Source organism: Klebsiella sp. RCJ4 (genome assembly GCF_009025755.1).
In the GTDB taxonomy this organism is placed as follows: Bacteria; Pseudomonadota; Gammaproteobacteria; order Enterobacterales; family Enterobacteriaceae; genus Klebsiella; species Klebsiella michiganensis.
In genome coordinates this window covers 40,493-66,035 of record NZ_WCIN01000038.1, presented here as the reverse complement: position 1 = coordinate 66,035, position 25,543 = coordinate 40,493, and the positions used below count along the sequence as shown (strand labels likewise).

Here is a 25,543-nt window from a genome sequence, read left to right as displayed (position 1 = left end):
TGAAAGAATAGCCGCTGGATTATGGTCCTTTTTTATTTCACAGGCAATATTATCCGCAGGCTGACAAAGCCCTCAAGCGTTCAGGGGAATAACCTAAGCGATAATCGCGTCGCTATCCGCGCGGCAAGGGTCAATATGAATCATCATATGCAGCACGTTTTGGCTGTTTAGCACCCGCGCGCGGGCCAACAGCGCAATATCGTGCCCTTCCGCCACCGATAAATCTCCCGGCACCTCGATATGTACATCGACCAGGATCCCATCGCCGGCGCGTCGGGTTTTCAGGTCATGCAGCGCCACGACGCCGGGCGTTGCCAGAATAGTGGTGATTATCTGCTGCTCGCTGTCGCTATCCACTGACCGATCCATCAAGTCATGGAGGGCGTCATACGAAAAGGTATAGCCCATGCGGGTGACCAGCGCGCCGACGGCCAGCGCGGCCACCGGATCGAACCAGGCGAAGCCGGCCAGGTTACCGATGATGCCGACCGCGACCACCACCGACGACGCGGCATCCGAGCGGGCGTGCCAGGCATTGGCAATCAGCATGGACGACTGAATTTGTTTAGCCGCCCTGAGCATATAGCGGAATAACATCTCTTTGGCGGTCAGCGCGGCGAGCGCCACCCACAGAGCGGTAATATGCACGCTCGGGATAGACGCCGGATGCAGCAGTTTGCCGCAGGCGGACCACAGCATACCCGCGCCAACCAGTAACAGCAGCGCGCCAATCACCAGTGAAGCGCCGTTTTCATAGCGCCGGTGTCCGTAGTGATGATCGCTATCCGAGGGTTTGCCGCTTTTTTTATTGGCCAACAGCACGACGAAATCAGCGACTAAATCGGAAAGAGAATGAATACCATCGGCAATTAATCCCTGCGAACCGGAAAAAACGCCCGCCAGAACCTGGGCGCTGGATAAAAAAAGATTGACCACCACGCTGACCAGCGTCGTTTTACGCGCAATCTGGGCGCGCTGACCATCGTCAGTCATTTTCGCCATGATGACGTCCCCGTAAAAAAAGAAATAACGTACGCGATTTAGCTTAATTTTTCCTGAATAATCCGCCGCCGTTAAGAGAATGTTTACTTATTTTTATTGCTGTCAAATATATAAATGAGAATAGTTTGTTTTTAAAAAATATAGCCATGACAATAATAGCCGTGGCTATATTTTTGGCGTAAAAACGCAGCCGGAATAATTAAAACTGATTCATCCGGCGCATTGCGCAATGATACGCGCCGTTACGCACCGACACGCGCAGTACGCGGGCGACGCCGTGTACCGCAATTCGTGCGCTGTGCCGCTGCAGCGCGCTCATCGGCAAATTGAGCATCGCCTGCGCCCACGGCGGCAGCAGGTCAATCCCGGCGCGCATCATCATTCGCCCGACGGGATGACTCAGGCGCCCCGGCAGACGGGTCGATAGCAGGACGTCGGCAACCTCCTGCGTTCGCTCATCGCAGCGCAGCGTTGGGCGCATATCCTGCAGGTAGTCGGCAACCTGACGCGGCGTTACCGGGATATCCCGAGCGCCAAGGTGGCGGGCAATTTCGGCGGCCTCCTGATAATACTGCTCCTGGCGGGCGGCGCTGACCACGGTCCGCTTGTAGCGCAGGTGCGAGGCCATAAAGCTGCTGCATTCGGCGACATGAACCCAGGTGAGCAGCGCCGGGTCGCTGGCCTGATAGGGCGTGCCGTCTTTATCCTTGCCGCTCACCCGCAGGTGGATCCCCTGCACTTTTGCGATCAGCCGTTCGGCGTCGGCGGTGGTACCAAAGGTGGTGGCGGAAATAAACTGGCTGGTACGGCGCAGGCGGCCAAAGATATCTTCGCGGAAGTTTGAGTGATCCCAGACGCCCGCCAGCGCCAGAGGATGCAGCATCTGTAACAGCAGCGCGCTGACGCCGCCGCAGAGCATGGAGGTAAAATCGCCATGAACCTGCCAGATGGCCGACTGCGGACCAAATAGCCCCGGTTCGCCTTTGGGGTGTTCAAAATCGATCTCTTTTAGCGCCATGCCGGTTAAGCCCAGAACCTGAGCTTCAATCATTCCGCGTATGCTGGTCATTACCCACCTGCTCTGATCCGTGAGCGAGAAAGATAGCATTTATTAACGCCGGGGGCATTTGCCAACGATGGCTTTTAGGGCAGGAGCGCCCGCCGATAGCGGGCGCCAGCGAGCTTATGGATTGAGCTGGTAGTCGAGGCTTATCTCCGCGTTCAGCACCTGCGACACCGGGCAACCGGCTTTGGCTTTTTGAATGATGCCGTCAAACGCATCGGCCTCGATGCCTGGCAGCACAATTTTACTCTGCAGCGCGATTTGGGTGATGGCGAAGCCGCCGCCGGATTTATCCAGCGTCACCACCGCCACGGTATCAATGGAGGTGGCGGTGTAACCCTCTTCGCTCAGCATCAGCGAGAGCGCCATGGAGAAACAGGCGGCATGGGCGGCCCCGATAAGCTCTTCCGGGTTGGTGCCCTTGACGCCTTCGAAACGGGTGTTAAAACCATAAGGCTGCTGGTTCAGCGCGCCGCTCTCGGTCGAGACGGTTCCTTTTCCGCTTTTCAGATCCCCTTCCCAGTGCGCCTGACCTTTCTTATGGATTGCCATAATATCGCTCCTTTTTTGATATGAAAGGGTTAAGTATAGAACCCCCTAAGGCATTTGGGCGGCGCGCGGCGTTTTTCAGATCAATCCGTCGGGATATTTTTACTCATATTAACGCCGGTAACGCGGAAACCCGCGGCGTCGTAGAGATGGCGCGCGCGCTGATTATCCCCGGCGACGCGCAGTTTAATTTGGCCGATCCCCTGGCTTTTCAGCGCATGCTCAAAAGCCGCCATCGCTTGTTTACCCAGGCCCTGTCCCTGAAACGCCGGATAAATATAAAAATCGCAGATAAAGGCGGAGCGCATTTCTTCGTCAGGCTTGTACCAGAGATAGCCGACCCGCTTTTCTGCGCCGTCACTGTCATCGAATAAGCAGCATAAAACCTGGCCGCGAGTATTGACGCCGTCGGGCAGATCCGCGGCGATTTCGCGCTGCGCCTGGGCTAACGCGGCCGCCGGCGAGTGCGCGTAATTGGCGGAGATTTCCGCCGCGTAGTCGGGGATAAAGTAGTCGAGATACGCGGGGTATTCCGTATCGCGCATTGGGCGAAGCACTATCATTAAAGGGTTCCTTTTATATCGTGAGTTTGCGCCAGTTTCTGCTGAATCTCACCGAGAAACAGCGGCAGCGCGGTTGGCTGATAGTCCCGAGAAAGGTAAATACCATATACGCTTAGCGCTTTTGGCCGCCAGGCCGGTAAAACCTGTTTCAGCGCCCCGCTGTTGAGCGCCCGCTGCGCCTCCAGCTCCGGCAGCATCGCGATGCCGCAGCCGGCGACCGCCGCCTCCATCAGCAGCGAGGAGATCCCGGCGCTAAGGTTGCCGGAAACCGCCACCGCCACGCTTTCGCCGCTGGCGTCGCTAAACTGCCAGGTCTGGCTGGCAAAATGGCTGTAATGCAGGCAGTTGTGACGAGCGAGATCTTCCGGCGTTTGCAGCGGACCGTTCTGCTGAAGCCAGCGCGGCGACGCGCACAGCACCGAACGACACACGCCAAGGCGGCGGGCGATAGCCCCGGGCTCCGGATTGTCGGTGATCCGAATCGCCACGTCGATCCGTTCGCCGATCAGGCTGACCGGGTGATTATTGATATCCAGCTCAAGGCGCAGCTGCGGATAACGGGCGAGAAAATCGGGTAGCAGCGGCGAAATCAGCTGCATCGCCGTAAAGTGAGCGCAGGCGACGCGCAGCGTCCCGCTGGGGATCGCACGCTCGCTTTGCCCGGCGATCTCATCCGACAGCTGCGTCAGGGTGCGCGTTTTTTGCAGCACCTTTTCCCCCGCAGCCGTGAGCGTCAGTTTGCGGGTTGAGCGATGGACCAGCCGGGTTCCCGCCCACTGCTCCATCTGTTCCAGATAGCGGCTGACCATCGGACGCGACATCCCCAGCGCGCGGGCGGCGGCGCTTAAGCTCCCCAGTTCACAAATGCGCATATACACCTGCGCGGCAATTACCCGATCCATAACTGATTTCCATCTGCACGTTTTATGAAACTCAGCATCTCTTTTTTCAGGAATTTTCGCAAATCATGAAATCCGTACAATAGCGCTCATTCACCTGACCAAGAGAAAACGAATATGAAATTATCTGCCCTTGCTATCGCAACCACGCTGTTCAGCACGTCGGTTCTGGCCGCGCCCCTAACGCTGCAAACCTACAACCCGCAGGAGAACGGCATTTTCGCGGTTAACTCCACCCTCGCCTCCGGCCCGCATGAAGCGGTGCTGTTTGACGCTCAATTCAGCGTCAAAGATGGCGAGAAGCTGGTTGAAATGATTAAGAAAAGCGGTAAAAAACTGACCCGCATCGTGATTACCTCCGGCGATCCGGACTTCTATTTCGGCCTCGAGCCGCTGGTGAAGGCTTTCCCGGATGTCAACGTGGTGGCGACCGCGGAAGTGGTTAAACACATTAACGCCACCAAAGCGGCCAAACTGGCCTACTGGGGCCCGCAGATGAAGGACGGCGCGCCGAAGCAGGTTTACGTCCCGCAAGCGCTGACGGCAAACACCTTCACCATCGACGGCGAAAAGGTTGAGATCCGCCAGCCGCAAAATTATGCCGCCTATGTCTGGATCCCGGCGAATAAAGCCATTCTTGGCGGGACCGGCGTGGCGTGGGGCATGCACGTCTGGACGGCGGACACCCAGAGCGTCGAAAGCCGCCAGCAGTGGATAAGTACGCTCGACGAGATGGCCGCGTTGCATCCGCAGCAGGTGATCCCCGGCCATTACCTGAGGACTCCGCCCGCAGGCGACCGCGCGATTACCTTTACCCGCGATTATCTGACCCAGTTCGAGCAGGCGCTCAACGCGCACAAAGATTCCGCCGGCGTTATCAAGGCGATGAAACAGCGCTGGCCGGGACTCGCGGAAGAGAGTTCGCTGGATCTGAGCGCCAAAGTGAATACCGGCGAAATGAAGTGGTAAGACTGGCTAACGTGCGGGTCTTTCTGCCGGATGGCGGGTGACCACCTGCCCGGCCGACGAACCGGGGTCCGCTAAAAAGACTGTTCTTAATCTGCCGACTCAACGTTGCTAAACCCGGCAAAATGGGCCACGATGATTATCGCCGCGCTAAAAATGCGCGGCGTACTTAAGGGTTAAATTTCGTCCGACACCCGTCGGGCTTGTCCTTGAAACCGACACAGGATAAAGGAGTAAGAATGAAATCGAACCAACAGGCACGTCATCTTCTTGGTCTGAACTACAAGCTTTCTCAGCAGAAAAAAGTGCTGCTGGAAGGCGATGCGGAAACCACGGTTAACCATGTTCGCGCCACCGGCCGCAAGCGCCGCGGTGGCTAACTTTTCAGCTGAATGATGATAAAAACACCGTCCTCTCCCCGGGATGGTGTTTTTTTAAGACTATCGGCCTCATGTTTACCCTCCTTTGATGTCTTCTGCTTTATACTCTGCCCGCTGCCATTCCCTGCCAGCCCCCCGCCTGTCGCCGCGCCCGGGCTGAAGCGATTATCAAGGAGTTAGTGCGATGCAATTCACTCATAAGAAAAACCGCTCTCTATACATCCCTTACGCCGGCCCCGTGCTGCTTGAATTTCCGCTGCTCAACAAAGGCAGCGCCTTCAGCATGGAAGAGCGCAGCAGCTTCAACCTGCTGGGCCTGCTGCCGGAAGTGGTCGAAACCATCGAAGAACAGGCCGAACGCGCGTGGATCCAGTACCAGGGATTTAAAACCGAGATCGACAAGCACATCTACCTGCGCAATATCCAGGATACCAACGAAACGCTGTTCTACCGCCTGGTCGGCAACCACCTTGACGAAATGATGCCGGTTATCTACACCCCAACCGTCGGCGCCGCCTGTGAACGCTTCTCTGAGATCTATCGTCGCGCCCGCGGCGTGTTTATCTCTTATCAGAACCGCAATAACCTCGACGATATTCTGCAAAACGTACCGAACCACAACGTTAAGGTTATCGTGATGACCGACGGCGAACGTATTCTCGGCCTCGGTGACCAGGGTATCGGCGGGATGGGCATTCCTATCGGCAAACTGTCGCTGTATACCACCTGCGGCGGTATCAGCCCGGCCTACACGCTGCCGGTGGTGCTGGACGTCGGTACTAACAACCAGCAGCTGCTGGACGATCCGCTGTATATGGGCTGGCGCCACCCGCGCATCACCGACGACGAGTACTATCAGTTTGTCGACGACGTTATCCAGGCGATTAAAGCCCGCTGGCCGGACGTACTGCTGCAGTTCGAAGACTTCGCGCAGAAAAACGCCATGCCCCTGCTCAACCGCTATCGCCACGAAGTGTGCTCCTTTAACGATGATATCCAGGGCACCGCTTCGGTCACCGTCGGTACGCTGATCGCCGCCAGCCGCGGCGCGGGCAGCCAGCTGAGCGAGCAGAAAATTGTCTTCCTCGGCGCCGGCTCCGCGGGCTGCGGTATCGCAGAGCAGATCGTCGCGCAAATCCAGCGCGAAGGGTTAAGCGAAGAGGAAGCCCGTAAACGCGTCTTTATGGTTGACCGTTTCGGTCTGCTGACCGACGCCATGCCGAACCTGCTGCCGTTCCAGAGCAAACTGGTGCAAAAGCGTGAGCACCTGCAAGCGTGGGACACCACGAATGATGTGCTGTCGCTGCTCGACGTGGTGCGCAACGTCAAACCGGATATCCTGATCGGCGTTTCCGGGCAGCCGGGGCTGTTCACCGAAGAGATTATCCGCGAGATGCACAAGCACTGCCCGCGGCCAATCGTGATGCCGCTGTCCAACCCGACCTCCCGGGTGGAGGCCACGCCGCAGAATATCCTCAGCTGGACCGACGGCGCGGCGCTGGTCGCCACCGGCAGCCCGTTTGCCCCGGTCACCCTCAAAGGCAAACAGTACGTTATCGCCCAGTGCAATAACTCCTATATCTTCCCGGGAATTGGCCTCGGCGTTATCGCTTCGGGCGCATCGCGCGTGACCGATGAGATGCTGATGGCCGCCAGCGAAACCCTGGCGAAACATTCGCCGCTGGTGAATAACGGTGAAGGCCCGGTTCTGCCGGAGCTGAAGGATATTCAGAGCGTTTCACGCGCTATCGCGTTTGCGGTGGGCAAAATCGCCCAGGAACAGGGCGTGGCGGTGAAAACCTCCGCCGAAGCGTTGCTGCAGGCGATCGCCGATAACTTCTGGCAGCCGGAGTACCGGAACTACCGCCGCACGTCGATTTAACCGGTAGATGAGTCATACAGGGGGCCTGCTTTGCAGGCCTTTTTTTATTCTCATCTGGTCAAAACCGCTTTCTCCCTCTACACTGCCAGCACCCATCAACTCACTGAATAAAAAAGGAGGATCCCATGTCGTACTGTGAAATGTTTTTTTCACGTGCATTTGGCGATCGCACCTGCTCAAGCGTTATCGGTATCGTGCTGCGATAACTTCAGCTTGAGCGAAGAAACCATAGACTAACTCCCTTCCCTCGGGCTTACCGGGTTATCGTCAGCGATGTTTGACGAGGCATTCACATGCCTGTAACTCTTGAGTAAGTTCACAATGAGCACATTACTAACTGCACAATCTCTTCATGTTGATACGGCGTTTGGCCCGCTGTTCACAAACCTCTCCTTTACCCTGAAAAAAGGCGACCGTATTGGCCTGATTGGCTATAACGGCTGCGGAAAAAGTACCCTGCTACAGGTGCTGGACGGCACGATCGTGCCCAGTTCGGGCTGCGTGGCGCTGGCCAGTCACTGTCTGATGGCGCGTGTGGAACAGCATCTACCCGATGCGCTGTTAGCGCAGCCCCTGCTGCAGGTAGTACTGGCGAAACTTCCCGCCCCTGAGCGTGAGAGTCAGCGCTGGCAAGCGGAGAGGCTATTGGCAGAGATGGGCTTTACGCCAGATGAGGCCGCGCAGCGGGCGTCAACCCTGAGCGGCGGTCAGCATACCCGGCTGCTGCTTGCCAGGGCGCTGATTCAGCAGCCGGATCTCCTGCTGCTGGATGAGCCGGGAAACCACCTCGACCTGCCGACCCTCCTGTGGCTGGAAAGCTTCCTGCTAACCTGGCAGGGGAGCTTCGTTCTGGTGTCGCATGATAATATCTTATTGGATGCTGTAACTAATTCCAGTTGGATCCTGCGCGACAGAACGCTGCACGCCTTCTCCCTGCCCTGCAGCGCCGCCCGCCGGGCGCTGGAAGAGCAGGACGCCAGCGATGCGCAGCGCCATAAAGCCGAGCAAAAGGAGATCGACCGGGTCGCCGCCAGCGCCAAACGGCTGGCTATCTGGGGTCGGACTTATGACAACGAAGATCTCTCCCGCAAAGCCAAGCAGATGGAGAAGCAGGTTCAACGCCTGAAGGAGTGCCAAACCGAGCTGACCATGGGCACCCCCTGGCGGCTGGCGCTCCACGGCGACATGCTGCGGGCTGACCGACTGCTGGAGATGGAACAGCTCCCCGTTCCCCCCGCGCCCGGTCTGCCGGCCCTGTTTACCGCGGGCCTGGCTCGCCTGAAAAGCGGCGATCGGGTGGCGGTGATGGGCCGTAACGGCGGCGGCAAGTCTTCGCTGCTGCGTCTGCTGTGGCGGCAAATGCAGCAGGAAACGGCGGAGAGCGGTTTGCGCCTGCATCCGCGGCTGAAGCCGGGTTATTACGACCAGACCCTGCATCAGCTGGCGGATGACGATACCCTTCTCGACGCGCTGGAGCCCTTTGAACCAGGCCCGGATGCGCGCAGGCGGGCGCTGATTTCCGCCGGATTCAGCTGGCCGCGTCACGGGCAAAAGGTCGCCACCTTAAGCGGCGGCGAGCGTTCGCGCCTGCTGTTCGTCGGCCTCTCTCTGGCCCGCTATAGCCTGCTGCTGCTGGATGAGCCCACCAACCATTTAGATATGGATGGCAAAACGGCGCTGGCGGCTACGCTGCGCGACTATCCCGGCGGCCTGCTGCTGGTGAGCCACGATCGCGAGCTCATTAACCGCAGCTGCAATCGCTTCTGGCTTATCGACGAGCGCGGGCTGAGCGAATGGCACAGCAGCGAAGAGGTGTATGAGATTTTGCGCACCGCCGTTCGTCGTCCGGCGACGCAGGCCGCGACGGTGAACAGTAGCGAACCGGAGGAGGACCAGGATGCGCTGCTGGAGCGGTTAGTCACGCTTGAGCAGCTGCTGGCCGACGATCTGGCGCGCAAGCCAAAACATCAAAAACCGCAGCTGCAGGCGCAGTGGCGTAAGGAGATAACAACGATTGCGACGTTATTAGGCTAACAGGCGCTCTCCCGGCGCGGCGATCCGCGCCGGGAGATTATTCCGCGCCGGCAGGCGAAGCCGGTTTGACCCGACTAAACTGCTGCTCGGTCATCATCCGCCCCCACTGATCCCCCTGCCACGCTTTATCCAGCGTAAAGCCAAAGGATTCATACAGCCTGCGGGCGGCGTTCAGCCCGCTGAAGGTCCACAGCCGCACCGCGGCGAAGTTCTGGCTATCGCAAAAGGCCATCGCTTCATTCAGCAGACGTCGGCCAACGCCGCTTCCCCGGCAGCTATCGTCGAGGATAAACCAGCGCAGATGCGCTTCATTATTACCAAGATCTTCGCCGTCAATCGCCACCGATCCGACAATCTGCTCACCCTGAACGGCAAGCCAAACCCGGTTGCACGGTTTCTCAAGACGACCGGAAAACTCCGCTAGCCCGCTGGCCACTTTGCTCTCGAAAAAGTGACCAAATTCATAATGCTTCGCATAGTACTCGCCGTGCATCTGCGTAATGCGGCCAATCATTCCCGGACGATAGCCGGTAACGATATCAATCCTGGCGGTTAAGTCGATCATTTTATCTCCTCGTCAGAGCCAAGGGAGGCAATGGCCTCCCTTGGTACCCCTTGTCATCAGGCACAACAACGATCGTTCCATGAATCACGATAGACAATATTACCCTCCGTATACTTCCATGTAATTGCTTCATAACGCAATTCAAGCGTTTCAAGGTGAGTACTACTCATACCGTTAGGAGACAGGAATGGTGCGACCGTTGTGAATTTGACGTTTTCAAGAATGATATTGAAATACTCGGCCTCGATGCCCGATTCCAGAATGCGGTACATCTTAATTGTAGCCTTTTTCATGGTCCGGCCTTCACAGACCGCGCGGTACAGAAGTGGTGTTGTCTGATCAAATTCTTTCACTATCGTTATAGGGCGGTGAACGCGTGTACCTGTAAGTTTTCCCCAGCTCGGGTCAACCGGAATAGTGACACCGTGAGAGAATGATTTTAATTCGATTGAACCCAGGCGAAGTGGCATTAGGCAACTGCCAACAATCGGCGAACCATTTTCATCTTCGAGCCATAAATGTGCGGGTGTAGACATAGCATTTCCTTATAAATAAATTTCAAACAATGCTAAATTTTGATGTTTTGATGATTACCATTTCACGTATCGATAAAAAACAACGATCACAAAAATGCAGAATATGGGGACAGGCCATATTGGTCCATCAGGGAAAATTTGAAAAAGGACAATTGCAAATAAAAGTGTCAATAAGGCAGGACCGTACATCGATATCAATGACCTGAATATCCGTCTGAAAAACCTTTTAATAAGACTCATCATGATTATCGAATCATCCTGGTGATGATGTCTGCAATCTCACCATCCGATACCCATTGTGCATTAAACGCCTCAGCTCGTTCAAACAATGGCTCTATCAGGAAGTACATCATTTCCAGCTCTTGTGCATATAGCGCCGAGTAGTACGCTGGACAAGTAATATGAAGACGACGCGCACTATCTGCCGCTTTCTGCACAACGCCATATAAACCAATAACCCCAACAACACCTCCCGCTCTTCTCCCTGCCAGTGCACTGAGTTCAAGGCTTAAATTCATGCCTGCAGCGACAAATGATGCTGTTGCTAAAGCAAATCCTGTATTTGTGAGTGAACTTGCGGCAATATGAATATTTACTGCCATTAACAGTTGTTTGATGTGCTCTAGTTGATCGGACGTTTTGTATCGGAATACGTCTTCAAAGTAAATCCTAAGCATTTCATACACAACATCTCCATGTCTTATAATATGATAAACGCCTTTAGTAAATCGGATATCTTCGGACTTTTGTTTCTGGCATACGTCCTGATATTCATCAGTAAAGCAGGATGTATAATACAGCACACGCGTTGCGCCTGCACCGATCCTTTCAATCTGATTTGATACGTCTTTTCCTACATCCTTTAATGCGTGGTCGAGTTCTAACGCAAGAATTTTATTAGCCTGCAAATAACTTATAACTTCATTTCTGTAGTACATAGCCGCTCCTTGCTTATTTCATTAAATCCGGTTAACCATTATTTCCCACGAGAAAGCGTCCGATAGACCGTGGGGCGGGAGACGGAGAATAATTCAGCCAAGTACTCGCCGCTTCCGCGCATCATGCAAAGCTCTTTCTGCTGTTTATCTGACAGCTTCGGCTGCTTCCCCCGCAGTTTTCCTTTAGCCCGGGCGATGGCCATCTCTTCGCGCGTGCGAAGACGTATCAGGTCGCCTTCAAACTCGGCAAACGTCGCCAGCACATTAAAGAACATCTTACCCATCGGATCTGCAGGGTCGTAGAGGCTGTTGCCCAGCGCCAGCTTCACGCCACGGGCCTGAAGGGCATCAGCAATATCTCTTGCATCCGGAACTGAACGGGCCAGCCTGTCCAGTTTCGGTACGACCAGCGTGTCTCCCTGGCGAACTGCCGCCAGAGCCTGAGCCAGATCCTGGCGGTCAGTTGAACATCGGGCATAGCCAATGCGTATTTCTGTCATAAATATGTACGTATAAGGGCCGTGAAAGAGATTTATATCGTACCAGTGATATGAGACAACGTCAGCAGTGAGATTGACCTGGACTTATTACCCGTGAAAAAAGCAATTTCGAGCGCATCGTCGCCACGCTGGGGCTGAAGAAAAGGACGCAGGGTAACGGAAATTTCGGCGGTTCCGGCGTAGTCCCCCGTATTACCTCACTCTGCGGAGAATAAGGCGAAGAAAAAGCGACAGGCACCGGGCGATGCCTGTTTTTCCGCTTATTGCGGATTTTTCTCTTTCCAGGCATCCCATGCCGCTTTAATTTCCTGCTTCGCGGCGGCGGCATCGTTAAAGCCGTTCAGCTCCACTTTTTTACGCCCTTCCGGCAGCTGTTTGTAAACGCGGAAGAAAGCCTGCAAACGCTCCTGCTCGATTTTCGGCAGATCGCCGATGGTGTTGATGTCATCGTAGGTTGGGTCGATTTTGCTTGCCGGAACGGCAATGATTTTGTCGTCCTTCTCGCCGCCATCAATCATCTTGAGCACGCCAATCGCGCGCAGCTTAATCAGCGTTCCCGGCGCCATCGGCGCGCGGGTATAAAACACCACGTCCAGCGGATCGCCATCCCCTGCCAGGGATTGCGTCAGCGAACCGTAGTTAGCCGGATAGGCCACCGGCATTGACTGGAAACGATCGGCGATCAAAAAGCCGGTTTTGGCGTCGGTTTCATATTTGATAATGCCGCCCGCGGGAATTTCGGTCACGGCATAAAACTCTTCAGGGTTGTTTTTCGGCTGCGGGAAATCCAGTACGTTCTGCGCCTGAACGGTAGCGGAAAGCAGAAGGCCTGAGGCAAGGAGTGTTTTTACCAGATGCATTGTCGTGTCGCTCTATCGTTATAAGAAATTGAAAAACAGAACGATAGAGGCCGCAAATGAAGCGTGTATGACGTAACGATGACAGTGATGTGACGCGAATTTCATTAATAATTCTGATTAAAAAATCGGCGCACCAAGCTCACCCCGGCAAGGAATATCTATTATTCCCTTGATTTAATGAAGATTTAAGCTAAACCTTAGCATGCGTAAAAAACAAAATTGTGTTAATACGCTTATGTTCAATAAGGAGAACAGAATGAAAGCTGCTGTCGTCACGCAAGATCATCAGGTCAATGTTACGGAAAAAACGCTTCGTCCCCTGCAACATGGCGAAGCCCTTTTAAAAATGGATTGCTGCGGCGTATGTCACACCGACCTGCACGTTAAGAACGGCGACTTTGGCGATAAAACCGGGGTCATTCTGGGCCATGAAGGCGTGGGCGTTGTGCAGCAGGTCGGCCCCGGCGTTCATTCTCTGAAGCCGGGCGATCGCGCCAGCGTGGCGTGGTTCTTCGAAGGCTGCGGGCATTGTGAATATTGTAACAGCGGCAACGAAACGCTGTGTCGCTCGGTGAAAAATGCCGGCTATACCGTGGATGGCGGTATGGCGGAAGAGTGTATCGTCATGGCCGACTACGCGGTCAAAGTGCCGGACGGGCTCGATTCTGCGGCGGCCAGCAGCATCACCTGCGCGGGCGTCACCACCTATAAAGCGGTCAAAGTCTCACATATCAAACCCGGCCAGTGGATTGCCATTTATGGCCTCGGCGGCCTCGGCAATCTGGCGCTGCAGTATGCCAAAAACGTGTTTAACGCCAAAGTCATCGCCCTTGACGTTAATGATGAACAGCTGAAGCTGGCCGCGGAAATGGGCGCGGACCTGACCATCAACTCCCGCAGCGAAGACGCAGCCAAAATTATTCATGAGAAAACCGGCGGCGCGCATGCCGCGGTGGTAACCGCCGTCGCCAAAGCGGCGTTTAACTCAGCGGTGGATGCGGTTCGCGCGGGTGGACGCGTGGTGGCGGTAGGCCTGCCTCCGGAAGCGATGAGCCTGGACATTCCGCGCCTGGTCCTCGACGGTATCGAAGTGGTGGGTTCGCTGGTCGGTACCCGTCAGGACCTGACCGAAGCCTTCCAGTTTGCCGCGGAAGGGAAAGTCGTACCGAAAGTGACCCTGCGTCCGCTGGGCGATATCAACGCCATCTTCAAAGAGATGGAACAGGGACAGATTCGCGGCCGTATGGTCATTGATTTCCGCCGCTAATCTTCGGACCTCTCCCGCTACGGGAGAGGTTTAATTGTCCCTTTACACGCACGGCCCCGTTGCGCAACCGTACATCATCACCAGCGGAAATAGCGGCACCAGCGGGATCAGGGCAATCTCTCCCAGAGGGCTAATGGTCTGCGTTTTATCGTTAATTGACACGACGACGGGTCTGGCAAGCCGATAAGCGTCATCCAGCTCATTGGGATCAACGGTTGACCAGAAACCGGTCGCTTTAAACAGTACGCCAAGATGGTCGTTGTCCAGCGCGGTCGCGTGATACTGGCTGGTTAACAGACTTAGCTGACTGGCATCCAGCCTGCGCTTGTCGAGCACCACCAGATATTCCGCAACAACCTCATGCTGTTTCACGACAAAATTCACCCGTACGCCGGATGCGACCTTATTGAAGCGTTCGTAGAAAGTATTATAACGCTGGTACTCCTGCGGCACCCCTTTACGGAAGAATCGATAGCTGTATTTGTTTGAATTGGCAATGATGCCCGACTCAATAGGTTTAACCTTAACAATGGTATCGGTAGAGGGCAAATTGGGTGCGCTGGTACAGCCCGCCAGCACCGTCATCGCCAACATCAGTAAATACTTCAGCATCGTCGCTCTCCCTTTATTACGCTGACTATCTCTCAGTCATTAAATTATCCAGCATGAGTTTCAGCTGAAAGGCATGTAAATACCAGCCCCTAAAAATCGAGCCGGGTATAAATGCTTTTTATGCAAATGCTTAGCGCAAATCCTTACTTCCTTTGTTAAAACGCGCGCCCGATGATGGCCAAACAAGAGATAACAAAGGAATTCACCATGCACACCCGTTTTCGCCTGCCCGCGCTGGCGGCATTTTTTTTGAGCGGCGCGTTTTCCGCGTGGGCCGCCGACGCGCCGGTTAAAGGCGGCACGTTAATTTATCTGGAGCAGCAGCCGCATACCAATCTTTATCCCCCGGCCGGAGGCTTTTACCCTAACGGCGGTATTCTTAATCAAATAACCGATAAGCTGACCTGGCAAAATCCAAAAACCTTACAAGTCGAACCGTGGATAGCCGAAAGCTGGAGCGCCAACGCGGATAAAACCGAATATACCTTTAAGATTCGCCCTGACGTCACCTTTTCTGATGGCACCCCGCTTGACGCCAATGCGGTTGCCAAAAACTTTGATACCTACGGCCTCGGTAATAAAGCGCACCGCCTGCCGGTGTCCGAGGTGATTAATAACTACGATCGCAGCGAAGTCATCGATCCGCTGACGGTTAAGTTCTACTTTAAAAAGCCCTCGCCGGGATTTCTGCAGGGCACCGCGACCATCGGCTCCGGGCTGGTTTCCCTGAGCACCCTGGCGCGAAATTTTGAAGAGCTGGGCGACGCCCGCCATATTATTGGCTCCGGGCCTTTTACGGTTAAAGATGAAAAGCCGGGACGTGAACTCGCTCTGGTCGCACGTCAGGATTATCAATGGGGGCCGAAAAGTCTCGCCCAGCAGGGGCCAGCGAATCTCGACGGCATAACCTATATCGTCACCCCGGAAGATGGCGTACGCGTTGGCGCGCTGCTGGCAGGCCAGGCCGATTTTATTCGCCAGGTGCAGGCCTATGATGAAAAGCAGGCAACCGATCGGGGCTTTAAAATCTATGCCGCCCCGACGCGCGGCGTTAACGACAGCCTGAGCTTCCGCCCGGATAATCCGCTGGTTGCCGACCTGCGCGTTCGTCAGGCGCTGCTGCACGCCACCGACGCCAGACAGGTGGTTGAAACCCTGTTCTCCGCCAACTATCCGCAGGCGACCTCCGTCGTCGCCAGCACCGCGGCCGGATACGTTAACCTCAGCGATAAGCTGGTTTTCGATCCGGCCAAAGCGAAACAGCTGCTTGATGAGGCGGGCTGGAAACCGGCCGCCGACGGTATACGGGTCAAAGATGGCCAGCGCCTGGCATTAACCGTCTATGAATCCCTGCCCCAGCCGCAAAACAAAGAGGTACTCCAGCTTGTCGCCCAGCAGTGGCGCCAGGTCGGCGTTGCGCTGGCGGTCAAAGCCGGTGATGCCGGCAGCCGTACGCTGGACAGCCTCGACCCGTTGAAAACGCCGCTTACCGTGTCGGAAGTGGGCCGCGCCGACCCTGACGTGGTGAAAAGCATGTTCTTCCCCGCTAACCGCGACGCGCTGCTGCAAAAAGGCGGTTCCAGCGACAAAGTCCAACGCTTCCGTGACGATAAGCTCAACGCGCTGCTGACCGCGATCTCAGCCGAAGTCGAGCCGCAAAAACGCCTCCAGCTCACCGGCGACGCCCAGCGCTACCTGCTGGACAACGCCTACGTGATCCCGATATTTGAAGAGCCGCAGGTCTTTGCCGGCGCGCCGTGGGTGAAAGGCGTCAGTTTTGAAGCGGTAGGCCGCCCGTCGTTCTACGGCGCGTGGCTGGAAAAGCACTAAGGAGCCCGCGATGAGCCACTATCTTCTGCGGCGGTCCGGTCAGGGTTTACTGGTGCTGTGGGCCGCGTTTACCCTCTCCTTCATCCTGTTACAGGTGCTACCCGGCGATGCGGTACTGATCAAGTTTCAGAATCCGGATCTGGGGCTCAGCCCTGAGCAGATCGCCGAAATGCGCCTCGCCTACGGGGCCGATAGCCCGCTGTGGAGACAGTACTTCCACACGCTGATGGCCATGCTGCGTGGCGATTTTGGCTATTCGCTGCAGGCCGGGCTGCCGGTCAGCGCGCTTATCGCCAGCAACCTGCCGGAAACATTAAGCCTGGCGCTGCCCGCCTTTGCTCTGGCGGTGGCGCTGGCCTTCGCCTCACGGCTGCCGGGCCTGCGCTGGCTCAGCAACGCGCTGCAATCCCTGCCGGCGCTGTTTATCTCGCTGCCGACGTTCTGGCTCGGCATCGCCCTGATTCAGATTTTCTCCTTTCAACTGCGCTGGATCCCGGTGATCAATCCCGGGCCGATTGAGGGGCTGATTTTGCCCATTATTGCCGTCGCGGTGCCGATTTCCGCTCCGCTGGCGCAAATCCTGATGCGCAGTCTGGATCAGGTCGCCGCGCAGCCGTTTGTCGCCGTTGCCCGCGCCAAAGGCCTGAGCGAAACCGGCGCCCTGTGGCGGCACGTTACCGGCAACGCCCTGCTGCCGGTGCTCAATATCGCCGGTCTGCTGCTGGGGGAACTGATCGCCGGCGCGCTGATTACCGAAACCGTGTTTGGCCGCGGCGGTCTGGGGCTGCTGACGCAGCAGGCCGTCAATAATCAGGATATCGCGGTACTGCAGGCGGTGGTGATGATCTCTGCCCTCGGTTTCGTGCTGATTAACCTGCTGGTCGACCTGCTGATGCCGCTGTTCGACCCGCGCCTGAAAACCGTTATCGGAGGTGCCGTATGAGCCTGGTGGATTACGCAACCGCCGCGCGCCGCCGCACGTCAAACTGGCGTACACGGCGCGTCCAGCCCGGTCTGCTGCTGGCCTGGGCGGTAATGATCGTTGCCGCGCTGATGGCTATCGCTCCGCAGCTGTTTACCGACTATAGCCCGCTGGAAGGGTTCCCCGGCGCCCAGCGGCTGGCCCCGCAGGCCGGCCACTGGCTGGGAACCGACCAGCTGGGCCGCGATCTGTGGAGCCGCATCGTCTTCGGCGCCGTTCATTCGCTTTCCGCCGCGCTGGCGGCGGTGGCGATCGGCCTGTTTATCGGTACCGCGCTGGGCACGCTGGCCGGCGCGCTGGCGGGACGCGTGGAGTCGGCAATTATGCGCCTGGTCGACGTGCTGCTGGCGATCCCCTCTTTATTGCTGTCGCTGACGGTCATCATTCTGCTCGGTTTCGGCACGCTCAACGCCGCCGTCGCGGTAGGCGCGGCGGCCGTCGCCAGCTTTGCCCGCCTGGCGCGAGCGGAGGTGGTCCGCGTACGCCACAGCGACTTCGTCGAAGCGGCCTACGGCAGCGGCGGCACCTTTTTCGCCGTTTTCTGGCGGCATATTCTGCCCAACTCGCTCACCGCGGTGCTGGCCTTTGCCACCCTCCAGTTCGGCCAGGCCATTCTGGCGCTCTCGACCCTGAGTTTTCTCGGCTACGGCACGCCGCCGCCGGTCCCGGAGTGGGGTCTGCTGATCGCCGAAGGCCGCAACTATCTCTCCACCGCCTGGTGGCTGACCACCCTGCCCGGTATTGCGGTGATTGCGGTCGTGCTCGCCGCCAACCGTATTAGCCGTCAATTTAGCGGAGAACGCCGATGAATGTTTTAAGCGTAGAGCATCTGCGCATCAGCTATCGTTCACAGCGTGAATGGCGCGAGGTCGTGCACGACGTGAGTTTTCAGGTCAAACGCGGCGAAATGCTGGCGTTTGTCGGTGAATCCGGCTCGGGTAAAACCACCACCGCACAGGCGATTATTGGCCTGCTGGCGGATAACGCGCGCCGGGACAGCGGGCGTATCTTGATTAATGGCGAAGATATCAGCGGCTGGTCCGCTAAACGCCTCGACGGTCTGCGCGGCGCGCGGATTAGCCTGGTGCCTCAGGATCCGGGCAACTCCCTGAATCCGGTAAAAACCATCGGCGCGCAGGTGGGCGAAATCCTGCGTCTGCATCAAAAAAGCAGCGCCGCGGCGCGTAAAGCGCAGGTGCTGGCGCTGCTGACCAAAGTTGGGCTGAGCCACCCGGAACAGCGCATCGATCAATATCCCCACCAGCTTTCAGGCGGTATGAAGCAGCGGGTGCTGATTGCTATCGCAATCGCCCTGAAACCCGACTTAATCATTGCCGATGAGCCCACCAGCGCCCTCGACGTGACGGTACAGAAACGGATCCTCGACCTGCTGGATACGCTGCGCCGGGAGTCCGGCACGGCGGTACTGTTCGTCACCCACGATCTGGCGCTGGCGGCGGAACGCGCCGACCGTCTGCTGGTCTTTCGCCACGGCGAGATTCAGGAACAGGGCGCGACCGGCGACGTCATACGTACGCCGCAGCATACCTATACCCGCCAGCTGCTGAGCGATCTCCAGGGTTCGACGCTGACCATTGCCCCGGCCAGCGGGCGCGTACTGGCGACCCCGGCGATCCGCGTGGAGGGCATCAGCAAGCGCTTCTCATTAGGCCGCGCGCATTTGCAGGCGCTGGACGCCGTGAGCTTCGAGGTGAAGCGCGGTAGCACCCACGCGCTGGTCGGCGAGTCCGGCTCCGGCAAAACGACGCTTGCGCGGATCCTGCTGGGATTCGAAAAGGCCGATAGCGGCCATATCGCTATCGACGGTATCGATGCCGGGCATCTCAGCCGCGAGGCGCTCCGCCAGCTGCGGCGTAAAATTCAGTTCGTTTACCAGAATCCTTTTGCCTCGCTGGACCCGCGGCAAACGCTGTTTGAGATTATCGAAGAGCCGTTAAAAAACTTCGACCGCCTCAACACCGAAGTGCGGCGCCAGCGCGTCGAAACGGTCGCCGCCCGCGTGGCGCTCGCTCCGGAGCTGCTGTCGCGAACCGCCCGTGAGCTTTCCGGCGGCCAGCGGCAGCGGGTGGCCATCGCCCGCGCCTTAATCCTTGAACCGACGATCCTTGTCCTCGATGAAGCGACTTCGGCGCTGGACGTCACGGTGCAGGCGCAAATTCTCGCGCTGCTGCAGCAGCTTCAGCAGCAGCTGGGGCTGAGCTATCTGTTTATCACTCACGATTTGGCGACGGTGCGCCGTATCGCCCACAGCGTGACGGTGCTGCGGGCGGGCCAGGTGGTTGAACACGGCGACGTCAGCCGACTGTTCAGCGCCCCGCAGCATGACTATACCCGCGAGCTTATCGCCGCGATTCCCCACTTTTCATCCCCGAGCAAGGAGGTTGCATGACGCGTAAACGACTGGGCTTTTTCACCCGTCTGCTGGACCACGCCACGCCTAAAGAGCGCTACCGGCTGGCCACCGAGCAAATTCGCCACGCGGAACGCCTGGGATTCGACAGCGCGTGGATCGCTCAGCACCATTTTCATGAGCACGAAGGCGGCCTGCCGTCGCCGCTGGTCTTTCTCGCCCACGCCGCGGCGCACACCGAGCGCATTCGTCTTGGCACCGCCATTATCACCCTGCCCATGGAAAACCCGCTGCGGGTGGCGGAGGATGCGGCGGTGCTGGATCTGCTCGCCGATGGACGGCTGGAGGTGGGCTTCGGCTCCGGCGGCACCCCCACCTCGTTTTTACCCTTCGGGCTGACGATGGACCAGCGCAGCGCGGTATTTGCCGAACACCTGCATCTGATTCAAAGCGCCTGGCGCGGGGATTCGCTCTCGCACCCGGATAATCATCTGTACCCTCAGGCGCCGCAGCTAGCGGAGCGCATCTGGATTGCCACCTTTTCCATTGAGGGGGCGGTTCGCGCGGCTCATGCCGGGCACGGGCTGATGCTCTCGCGCACGCAGCCGCGTCCGGCTGGACAGCCCACGCTGCCGCTGGACGCTATCCAGAATCAGATTATTGACGCCTATTTCGCCGCGCTGCCGGCGGGCGTCGAGCCAAGGATCCTCGCCTCGCGGACGGCCTTTGTCGCCGATAGCCAGCAGTATGCGCTGCAGGTCGCTGAACCCGGCCTGCGCCAGCAGGCTGCCCAGCATCGCGCCGCAGGTCATGATATTATTGGTGACACTGTCACTGATTTTTTGCCGCAGCTTGACGCGCACGTTGGCGACCCGCAGCACGTCGCCGCTTCGCTGGCCCGCGATAGCGTCCTGCGGCGGGTAACCGATATTTCGTTTCAGGTGCACTCCGTTGAACCCTCGCACCGCGACACGCTTCGTTCCATTGAGCTGATCGCTCAGCATATTGCCCCGCAGATACGATAAGGAGTCACCATGACGCTCAGTCAGGATATATTGGCCGAACTGGCAGAAATTGCCCCCGATTCCGCCTTAGCGGCGGCGCGAGCCGTGCGCGAGGCGGCCACCCGCCATGCTCAGGGAAGTTATGAAACGCTGTTTGGTCAGCAGGATAACGACTTTCCGCTCGACGAGCGTTTTGCCGTGGCCGCGCGGGTGGCGAAGCTGCATGAGAGCGATGCGCTGGCCGCCCACTACGCCGGCTTTGGCATTGCCGACCCCACATCGCCGCGGCTGGCGCCGGCGCTGGCCTTTTCCCGGCTGTTGACCTTTACGCCCGTGGAGGCCACGCCGTCGGCGCTTGAGGCCTTAATCCGCGCCGGATGGAGCCTGCGCGGCATCGTCACCCTCGCCCAGCTTATCGCGTTTGTCAGCTTCCAGAGCCGGCTGGTCGTCGGGCTGCGCCTGCTTAACGGCAAAAATATCCACGTCGCACAAACCCCGACGGTGGCGGGATTCTGGCATACCTCGCCGCAAACCATCAGCGGTAAGAAGGCGCCGGTGCACTTCACCCGCGATGAACTGCACTGGGAGCCCTGGCTGGCGGCTAAACCGCTGGCGGAATTTACCCCCGACGAGCAGGCGCTGCTGGCGAAATTCGGCCACAGCGATTCGCCCTACTTCCGCCTGCTGGCGCGCAACCTGCCGCTCCTCGAGCAGCGTACGTTAACCGACAAAGGGATCTTTTATACTCCCGGCGGCCTGCCGCGCGCCGAGCGCGAGCTGGCGGCGACGGTGGCAAGCAAAATCAACGGCTGTATTTATTGCGCCTCGGTGCATGCGCGCAAAGCGGCGCAGCTGGCTAAAGATGAAACGGCGATAGAGACGCTGCTGGCGGTGACGCCGGGAGAGCAGTTAAGCGACGGGCAGACGCCGGGATGGCAGGCGCAGATCGATTTCGCCGCCGCGATTTCCGTTACCCCTCCCGCTCTGTCCGTTGACCACCTTGCCGCCGTCGAGCAACAGGGGCTGGATACCCTCGCCCAACTGGATTTACTGCAATCGGCGGCTTTCTTTGCCTGGGCCAACCGGTTAATGCTGACCCTCGGCGAGCCGTGGCAGGAATAGGCGCCAGCGGGCTTAATCAGGCCAGACGCCGCTGATGGCGGGCATAAATCAGCAGCGAACTGAGCGCAAGAAACGAAAGCAGCGCGGCCGGTAAGGCAACGAAACGCCAGCCAGGACCGGCCGTAATCATCATCCCGCCGAATAGCGCCCCAATGGCGCTGCCGAGATTAAAGGCGATCTGGCCGCCCGCCGCGCCCAGCATCTCGCCGCCCTTCGCATTTTGCAGCAGCAGAATTTGCAGCGGTGCCGACAGGGCAAACAGGGCCGCGCAGCAAATAAACGCGAGGGTTAATGCGGCGGCTTTATTCTCACCCAGCAGGAACAGAAGTAATAAGGTCACGACAATCACGCCATCCGTCACGGCGGCAATGCGTAACGGGCTATAACGGACGGAGACTTTACCGCTAAATAAATTCCCCAGAACCATCCCCAGCCCCGCCAGCAGCATAATGGCTATGATGGCGCTCTCACCAAAACCAGAGACGTTAATCATAAACGGCTTAATATAGCTAAACCACGCGAATACGCCGGCATTGCCGAACATCGTCGCGGCAAAAATTAACCACGGTGCGGGCGATGTTAAAAAATGAAACTGCGAGCGCAAGCGCGTCGTCGGTTTATCAAACAGCGTGGGCACCCACCAGGCGATGGCGACCAGCACGGCGATGTCAAACACCGCAATCGCCAGAAAGGTATAGCGCCAGCTAAACTGATGGCCAAGCCAGGTTCCGGCGGGAACCCCCAGCAAATTAGCGACCGTCATTCCGGCAATCATTCCCGCCACCGCGGCGGTGACCTTCCCCGGCGGCGCAATTTTCGACAGAACGATCGCCCCCACGCCAAAGAAGGCGCCGTGCGGGAAACCGGAGATCAGGCGCCCCAGCGCCAGCATCGAATAGCTGGAAGATAACGTAAAGATGGCATTGCCGATAACGCACAGCGCCACGAGGAACAGCATCACCGCTTTTAACGAAAAGCGGCTGGAGAACAGCGCCATCACCGGCGCGCCGATGACGACGCCAAGCGCATACCAGGAGATCATATTGCCCGCGGCGGGAATAGATATCCCGACGTCATGGGCAATTTCAGGTAATACGCCCATGATGCCAAATTCCGCCATTCCGAGACCAAAAGTGCCAAGCGCTAACGAAAAAATAGTCTTTTTCATACAACTAATCACTTGTTATAAAACATACCGCCGGCATTATTGTGCATTATTAAACGGCAGACCAGATAAAAACGCCGGGTGGCATATTTATCCATAAAACGGCGTGATTATTTCATAGGCTTATTTGCAGATTAAAAAACCAATAAAGCCATTTCGTGCCCCGCCGCTGCCCGGTCGCCAGCAACGGCATAGCGATAACAATTCACAACCGCGGTTCCATAAAAATTTCATCATTTCATGCCGTTGCTTTTCAATGGAACCTGTCTCGCAAATGCGACTTAACCAGGACAATCTGTATTGTTTTTTTAGGTAGTAGGTTGATAATGGCGACATTAACCACACGGAGGCAGGATAATGAAAGAGTACACAGCGGATGATAGCTTCCAGCAGGCGATATCAACGAGCAAAAAGCACCGTTTATCCTCGATACCCACAGCTGAAAGTCAGTCAATTCATCCCAGTAACGAGTTGATCCGGTTAATGAATGAATTCGTCGACGAGCATGGGTCCATCACCGAAGATGAATACTTCAGGGTGCTCTGATGCTTAAACAATTCGACGTGTATCGGAACCCTTCTTCGCAAACGAAGCACTCTCTACCCTATTTTATGATTGTGCAAAATGATTTTTATGAAGACCTACCCACCAGGGTAATTATTCCCCTGATGCGTAATGCTCATCTGCCACTATGGCAGCATCCTTTAGTTCCTGAGGTAAATATTGAATTTGAAGCGTTTATGCTTTGTTCGCCGATGATGACAAACCTTAATAATAAGCCGATCAAGCGCGAAGATTTTATCTGTAACTTAAAAAGCGCCAGAGGCGAAGTTATTTCCGCCATTGACGCCCTTGTTACCAATACCCGATCCGCTCCGGCTTCAGCCAGAGCGGGTTGCTCAGTTACGCTTACTTCAGCCCTTCACAGCTCTCTTTCTTCGCTTCCTGACGCTCCACCTCGCGATACCAGCGCGGATGATGCTTCTTCGCCCAGCGGCGACTCACCTTCCCTTCAATCATGCCCTTAATCGATCCCTTCACCCAAAACGCCATATACATGTGGATCAGAATCGCATGAATAAGAATAATCGCCGAGGTCGCGTGAATCAGCAGGCTATAGCGAATAACCTGAATCGGGAAATAGTGGGCAAACCAGGGCCGCCAGATAATCACGCCGGTCACCAGCAGCACAAAAATCATGCTCATGATGGTCCAGAACATCATTTTCTGCCCCGCGTTATATTTCCCTACCCGCGCCACTTTATGCTCGTTGCCTTTCAGTACCTCAATAATGCCCTTTAGCCAGGGGATATCCTGCTTGTCGGGAATATTGTGATGGACAAAGCGCACAAACATAAACATCAGAGCCACGAAAATCAGTACCCCGAAGAACGGATGCAGAATACGACCCATCTGCGGCGTACCGAAGGTTTCGGTCAGCCACTGCAGCGTCGGGAAGAAAAACGAGATCCCCGATAGCGCCACCAGGAAAAAGCAGATGACCACCGTCCAGTGACAGGCGCGGTCAATAAACTTCGTGCGCACAATCATTTTCGATTTACTCATCATGCTCCTCCTCATCGTCATCCGCTTCTTTATTCGGCCCAATCCCGATGTAGTGATAAATCAGCCCGGCAAAGGTGGCGATAAACCCGACCGCCGAGAGCGGCTTCAGCGCGCCTTTCCACAGGTTGATCGACGTATCGATCTGCGGCTCTTTCGGCAGGTTGTGGTACAGCTCCGGCTGGTCCGCATGATGCAGCACGTACATCACGTGGGTGCCGCCGACGCCCGGCGGGTTATACACCCCGGCATGGGGATAGCCGCGTTTCTTCAGCTTTTCCACGCGCTCGTTGGCCACTTCCAGCATCTCTTTCTTGCTGCCGAAGTGAATCGCGCCGGTTGGGCAGGTTTTCACGCAGGCCGGTTCCTGGCCGACGCTGACCCGGTCAACGCACAGGGTGCACTTATAGACCCGGTTATCCTCTTTATTGAGGCGCGGGACGTTAAAGGGGCACCCGGCGATGCAGTAGCCGCAGCCGATGCAGTTCTCCTGCTGAAAGTCGACGATGCCGTTAGCGTACTGAATAATCGCCCCGGCGGACGGGCACGCCTTCAGGCAGCCCGGGTCCTCGCAGTGCATGCAGCCGTCTTTGCGTATCAGCCACTCCAGCTTGCCGTTCTGTTCGGTTTCGCTAAAGCGCATTACCGTCCAGGATTTGGCGCTCAGATCGGCGGGGTTGTCGTACACCCCGACGCAGTGCCCAACCTCATCGCGGATATCGTTCCACTCGGAACAGGCCACCTGACAGGCTTTACAGCCTACGCAGGAGGAGACATCGATCAGCTTCGCCACTTCCGCCTTAAAATCCCGCGCGCGCGGCGCGGGCGTGATCGGGTTGGTGGCGGAGCGTTTGATAATGTCCTGGGTTTCCATCGCCATGCATTCGCTC

At 57.1% G+C, this 25,543-nt stretch carries 25 protein-coding genes and 2 pseudogenes; 12 read left to right on the top strand and 15 right to left on the bottom strand.

Going from position 1 to position 25,543, the window contains the following annotated elements:
- Nucleotides 1–93 precede the first annotated feature (93 nt).
- The 5 genes from F8562_RS15480 to F8562_RS15460 form a co-directional block, all read right to left on the bottom strand.
- On the bottom strand, nucleotides 94–1,002 hold the full coding sequence (locus F8562_RS15480) for a cation diffusion facilitator family transporter (protein ID WP_014229300.1): 909 nt from the start codon (nucleotides 1,000–1,002) through the stop codon (nucleotides 94–96).
- Between the two features lie 199 nt (nucleotides 1,003–1,201).
- The gene (locus F8562_RS15475; RefSeq protein WP_094909383.1) at nucleotides 1,202–2,071 is read right to left on the bottom strand and encodes an oxygenase MpaB family protein; all 870 of its coding nucleotides are present in this window, start codon (nucleotides 2,069–2,071) and stop codon (nucleotides 1,202–1,204) included.
- Between the two features lie 114 nt (nucleotides 2,072–2,185).
- On the bottom strand, nucleotides 2,186–2,617 hold the full coding sequence (locus F8562_RS15470; RefSeq protein WP_004138064.1) for an OsmC family protein: 432 nt from the start codon (nucleotides 2,615–2,617) through the stop codon (nucleotides 2,186–2,188).
- Nucleotides 2,618–2,697: 80 nt separating this feature from the next.
- Nucleotides 2,698–3,177 (bottom strand): GNAT family N-acetyltransferase, encoded by a 480-nt coding sequence (locus F8562_RS15465; protein ID WP_014838441.1) that lies wholly within the window; start codon nucleotides 3,175–3,177, stop codon nucleotides 2,698–2,700.
- Nucleotides 3,177–4,079 carry a LysR family transcriptional regulator gene (locus F8562_RS15460; protein WP_014838440.1) on the bottom strand — a complete coding sequence of 301 codons (903 nt, stop codon included), beginning with the start codon at nucleotides 4,077–4,079 and terminating at the stop codon, nucleotides 3,177–3,179. The genes F8562_RS15465 and F8562_RS15460 overlap by 1 nt, the downstream gene beginning before the upstream one ends.
- A gap of 114 nt (nucleotides 4,080–4,193) precedes the next feature.
- On the opposite strand from F8562_RS15460, the gene F8562_RS15455 reads away from it, so the two are divergent.
- From F8562_RS15455 to F8562_RS15440, 4 genes are all read left to right on the top strand, one after another.
- A complete protein-coding gene (locus F8562_RS15455) occupies nucleotides 4,194–5,045 on the top strand; it encodes a Vmh family MBL fold metallo-hydrolase (protein WP_014838439.1) in 852 nt (283 codons plus the stop codon).
- Nucleotides 5,046–5,281: 236 nt separating this feature from the next.
- On the top strand, nucleotides 5,282–5,422 hold the full coding sequence (gene sra / locus F8562_RS15450) for a stationary-phase-induced ribosome-associated protein (RefSeq protein ID WP_004101955.1): 141 nt from the start codon (nucleotides 5,282–5,284) through the stop codon (nucleotides 5,420–5,422).
- Between the two features lie 184 nt (nucleotides 5,423–5,606).
- The gene (locus F8562_RS15445) at nucleotides 5,607–7,304 is read left to right on the top strand and encodes an NAD-dependent malic enzyme (protein ID WP_014229295.1); all 1,698 of its coding nucleotides are present in this window, start codon (nucleotides 5,607–5,609) and stop codon (nucleotides 7,302–7,304) included.
- Between the two features lie 321 nt (nucleotides 7,305–7,625).
- Nucleotides 7,626–9,338, top strand: a complete 1,713-nt coding sequence (locus tag F8562_RS15440) for an ABC-F family ATP-binding cassette domain-containing protein (RefSeq protein WP_014838438.1) — start codon at nucleotides 7,626–7,628, stop codon at nucleotides 9,336–9,338.
- A gap of 37 nt (nucleotides 9,339–9,375) precedes the next feature.
- Here F8562_RS15440 and F8562_RS15435 read toward each other — a convergent pair.
- The 6 genes and pseudogenes from F8562_RS15435 to F8562_RS15410 form a co-directional block, all read right to left on the bottom strand.
- Nucleotides 9,376–9,882: pseudogene (locus F8562_RS15435) on the bottom strand (GNAT family N-acetyltransferase); the annotation flags it as partial.
- A 77-nt stretch (nucleotides 9,883–9,959) separates the two neighbouring features.
- On the bottom strand, nucleotides 9,960–10,439 hold the full coding sequence (locus F8562_RS15430) for an Hcp family type VI secretion system effector (protein WP_042934095.1): 480 nt from the start codon (nucleotides 10,437–10,439) through the stop codon (nucleotides 9,960–9,962).
- A gap of 54 nt (nucleotides 10,440–10,493) precedes the next feature.
- Nucleotides 10,494–10,682 (bottom strand): hypothetical protein, encoded by a 189-nt coding sequence (locus tag F8562_RS29485; protein WP_042927132.1) that lies wholly within the window; start codon nucleotides 10,680–10,682, stop codon nucleotides 10,494–10,496.
- Nucleotides 10,683–10,684: 2 nt separating this feature from the next.
- Nucleotides 10,685–11,377 carry a hypothetical protein gene (locus F8562_RS15420; protein WP_094909382.1) on the bottom strand — a complete coding sequence of 231 codons (693 nt, stop codon included), beginning with the start codon at nucleotides 11,375–11,377 and terminating at the stop codon, nucleotides 10,685–10,687.
- Nucleotides 11,378–11,415: 38 nt separating this feature from the next.
- On the bottom strand, nucleotides 11,416–11,877 hold the full coding sequence (locus F8562_RS15415) for a recombinase family protein (protein ID WP_014838435.1): 462 nt from the start codon (nucleotides 11,875–11,877) through the stop codon (nucleotides 11,416–11,418).
- 260 nt (nucleotides 11,878–12,137) lie between these two features.
- Nucleotides 12,138–12,737: an inorganic diphosphatase gene (locus F8562_RS15410; protein ID WP_014229291.1), complete on the bottom strand. Its 600-nt coding sequence runs from the start codon at nucleotides 12,735–12,737 to the stop codon at nucleotides 12,138–12,140.
- A 256-nt stretch (nucleotides 12,738–12,993) separates the two neighbouring features.
- Between F8562_RS15410 and adhP the strand changes: the two genes are divergently transcribed.
- Nucleotides 12,994–14,004, top strand: a complete 1,011-nt coding sequence (adhP, locus tag F8562_RS15405) for an alcohol dehydrogenase AdhP (RefSeq protein ID WP_004120604.1) — start codon at nucleotides 12,994–12,996, stop codon at nucleotides 14,002–14,004.
- Nucleotides 14,005–14,046: 42 nt separating this feature from the next.
- Here the strand turns inward: adhP and F8562_RS15400 are convergent, their stop codons facing one another.
- A complete protein-coding gene (locus tag F8562_RS15400) occupies nucleotides 14,047–14,616 on the bottom strand; it encodes a hypothetical protein (RefSeq protein ID WP_014838433.1) in 570 nt (189 codons plus the stop codon).
- A gap of 207 nt (nucleotides 14,617–14,823) precedes the next feature.
- Here F8562_RS15400 and F8562_RS15395 point away from each other — a divergent pair, with 207 nt between their 5' ends.
- Genes F8562_RS15395 through F8562_RS15370 form a run of 6 tightly spaced genes read left to right on the top strand, consistent with a single transcriptional unit; the run spans nucleotide 14,824 to nucleotide 21,925 of the window.
- The gene (locus F8562_RS15395) at nucleotides 14,824–16,446 is read left to right on the top strand and encodes a TIGR04028 family ABC transporter substrate-binding protein (protein WP_014838432.1); all 1,623 of its coding nucleotides are present in this window, start codon (nucleotides 14,824–14,826) and stop codon (nucleotides 16,444–16,446) included.
- 10 nt (nucleotides 16,447–16,456) lie between these two features.
- The gene (locus tag F8562_RS15390) at nucleotides 16,457–17,389 is read left to right on the top strand and encodes an ABC transporter permease (RefSeq protein WP_094909381.1); all 933 of its coding nucleotides are present in this window, start codon (nucleotides 16,457–16,459) and stop codon (nucleotides 17,387–17,389) included.
- On the top strand, nucleotides 17,386–18,237 hold the full coding sequence (locus F8562_RS15385; RefSeq protein WP_014229287.1) for an ABC transporter permease: 852 nt from the start codon (nucleotides 17,386–17,388) through the stop codon (nucleotides 18,235–18,237). Before F8562_RS15390 ends, F8562_RS15385 begins: the two co-directional genes overlap by 4 nt.
- The gene (locus tag F8562_RS15380) at nucleotides 18,234–19,838 is read left to right on the top strand and encodes a dipeptide ABC transporter ATP-binding protein (RefSeq protein ID WP_014838430.1); all 1,605 of its coding nucleotides are present in this window, start codon (nucleotides 18,234–18,236) and stop codon (nucleotides 19,836–19,838) included. The genes F8562_RS15385 and F8562_RS15380 overlap by 4 nt, the downstream gene beginning before the upstream one ends.
- The gene (locus F8562_RS15375) at nucleotides 19,835–20,824 is read left to right on the top strand and encodes a putative FMN-dependent luciferase-like monooxygenase (RefSeq protein WP_014838429.1); all 990 of its coding nucleotides are present in this window, start codon (nucleotides 19,835–19,837) and stop codon (nucleotides 20,822–20,824) included. The genes F8562_RS15380 and F8562_RS15375 overlap by 4 nt, the downstream gene beginning before the upstream one ends.
- Before the next feature lie 9 nt (nucleotides 20,825–20,833).
- Nucleotides 20,834–21,925: an alkylhydroperoxidase domain protein gene (locus tag F8562_RS15370; protein ID WP_014838428.1), complete on the top strand. Its 1,092-nt coding sequence runs from the start codon at nucleotides 20,834–20,836 to the stop codon at nucleotides 21,923–21,925.
- Between the two features lie 16 nt (nucleotides 21,926–21,941).
- On the opposite strand, the gene araJ is transcribed toward F8562_RS15370, so the two are convergent.
- On the bottom strand, nucleotides 21,942–23,093 hold the full coding sequence (gene araJ / locus F8562_RS15365) for an MFS transporter AraJ (protein ID WP_014229283.1): 1,152 nt from the start codon (nucleotides 23,091–23,093) through the stop codon (nucleotides 21,942–21,944).
- Between the two features lie 542 nt (nucleotides 23,094–23,635).
- On the opposite strand from araJ, the pseudogene F8562_RS15355 reads away from it, so the two are divergent.
- Nucleotides 23,636–23,953 (top strand): annotated as a pseudogene (locus F8562_RS15355) (CcdB family protein); the annotation flags it as partial.
- 46 nt (nucleotides 23,954–23,999) lie between these two features.
- On the opposite strand, the gene fdnI reads toward F8562_RS15355, so the two are convergent.
- Together fdnI and fdxH are read right to left on the bottom strand one after the other, a co-directional pair.
- Nucleotides 24,000–24,656: a formate dehydrogenase-N subunit gamma gene (gene fdnI / locus F8562_RS15350; RefSeq protein ID WP_004120645.1), complete on the bottom strand. Its 657-nt coding sequence runs from the start codon at nucleotides 24,654–24,656 to the stop codon at nucleotides 24,000–24,002.
- Nucleotides 24,649–25,533 (bottom strand): formate dehydrogenase subunit beta, encoded by an 885-nt coding sequence (gene fdxH, locus F8562_RS15345; protein WP_014838425.1) that lies wholly within the window; start codon nucleotides 25,531–25,533, stop codon nucleotides 24,649–24,651. Before fdxH ends, fdnI begins: the two co-directional genes overlap by 8 nt.
- Between the last annotated feature and the right edge of the window lie 10 nt (nucleotides 25,534–25,543).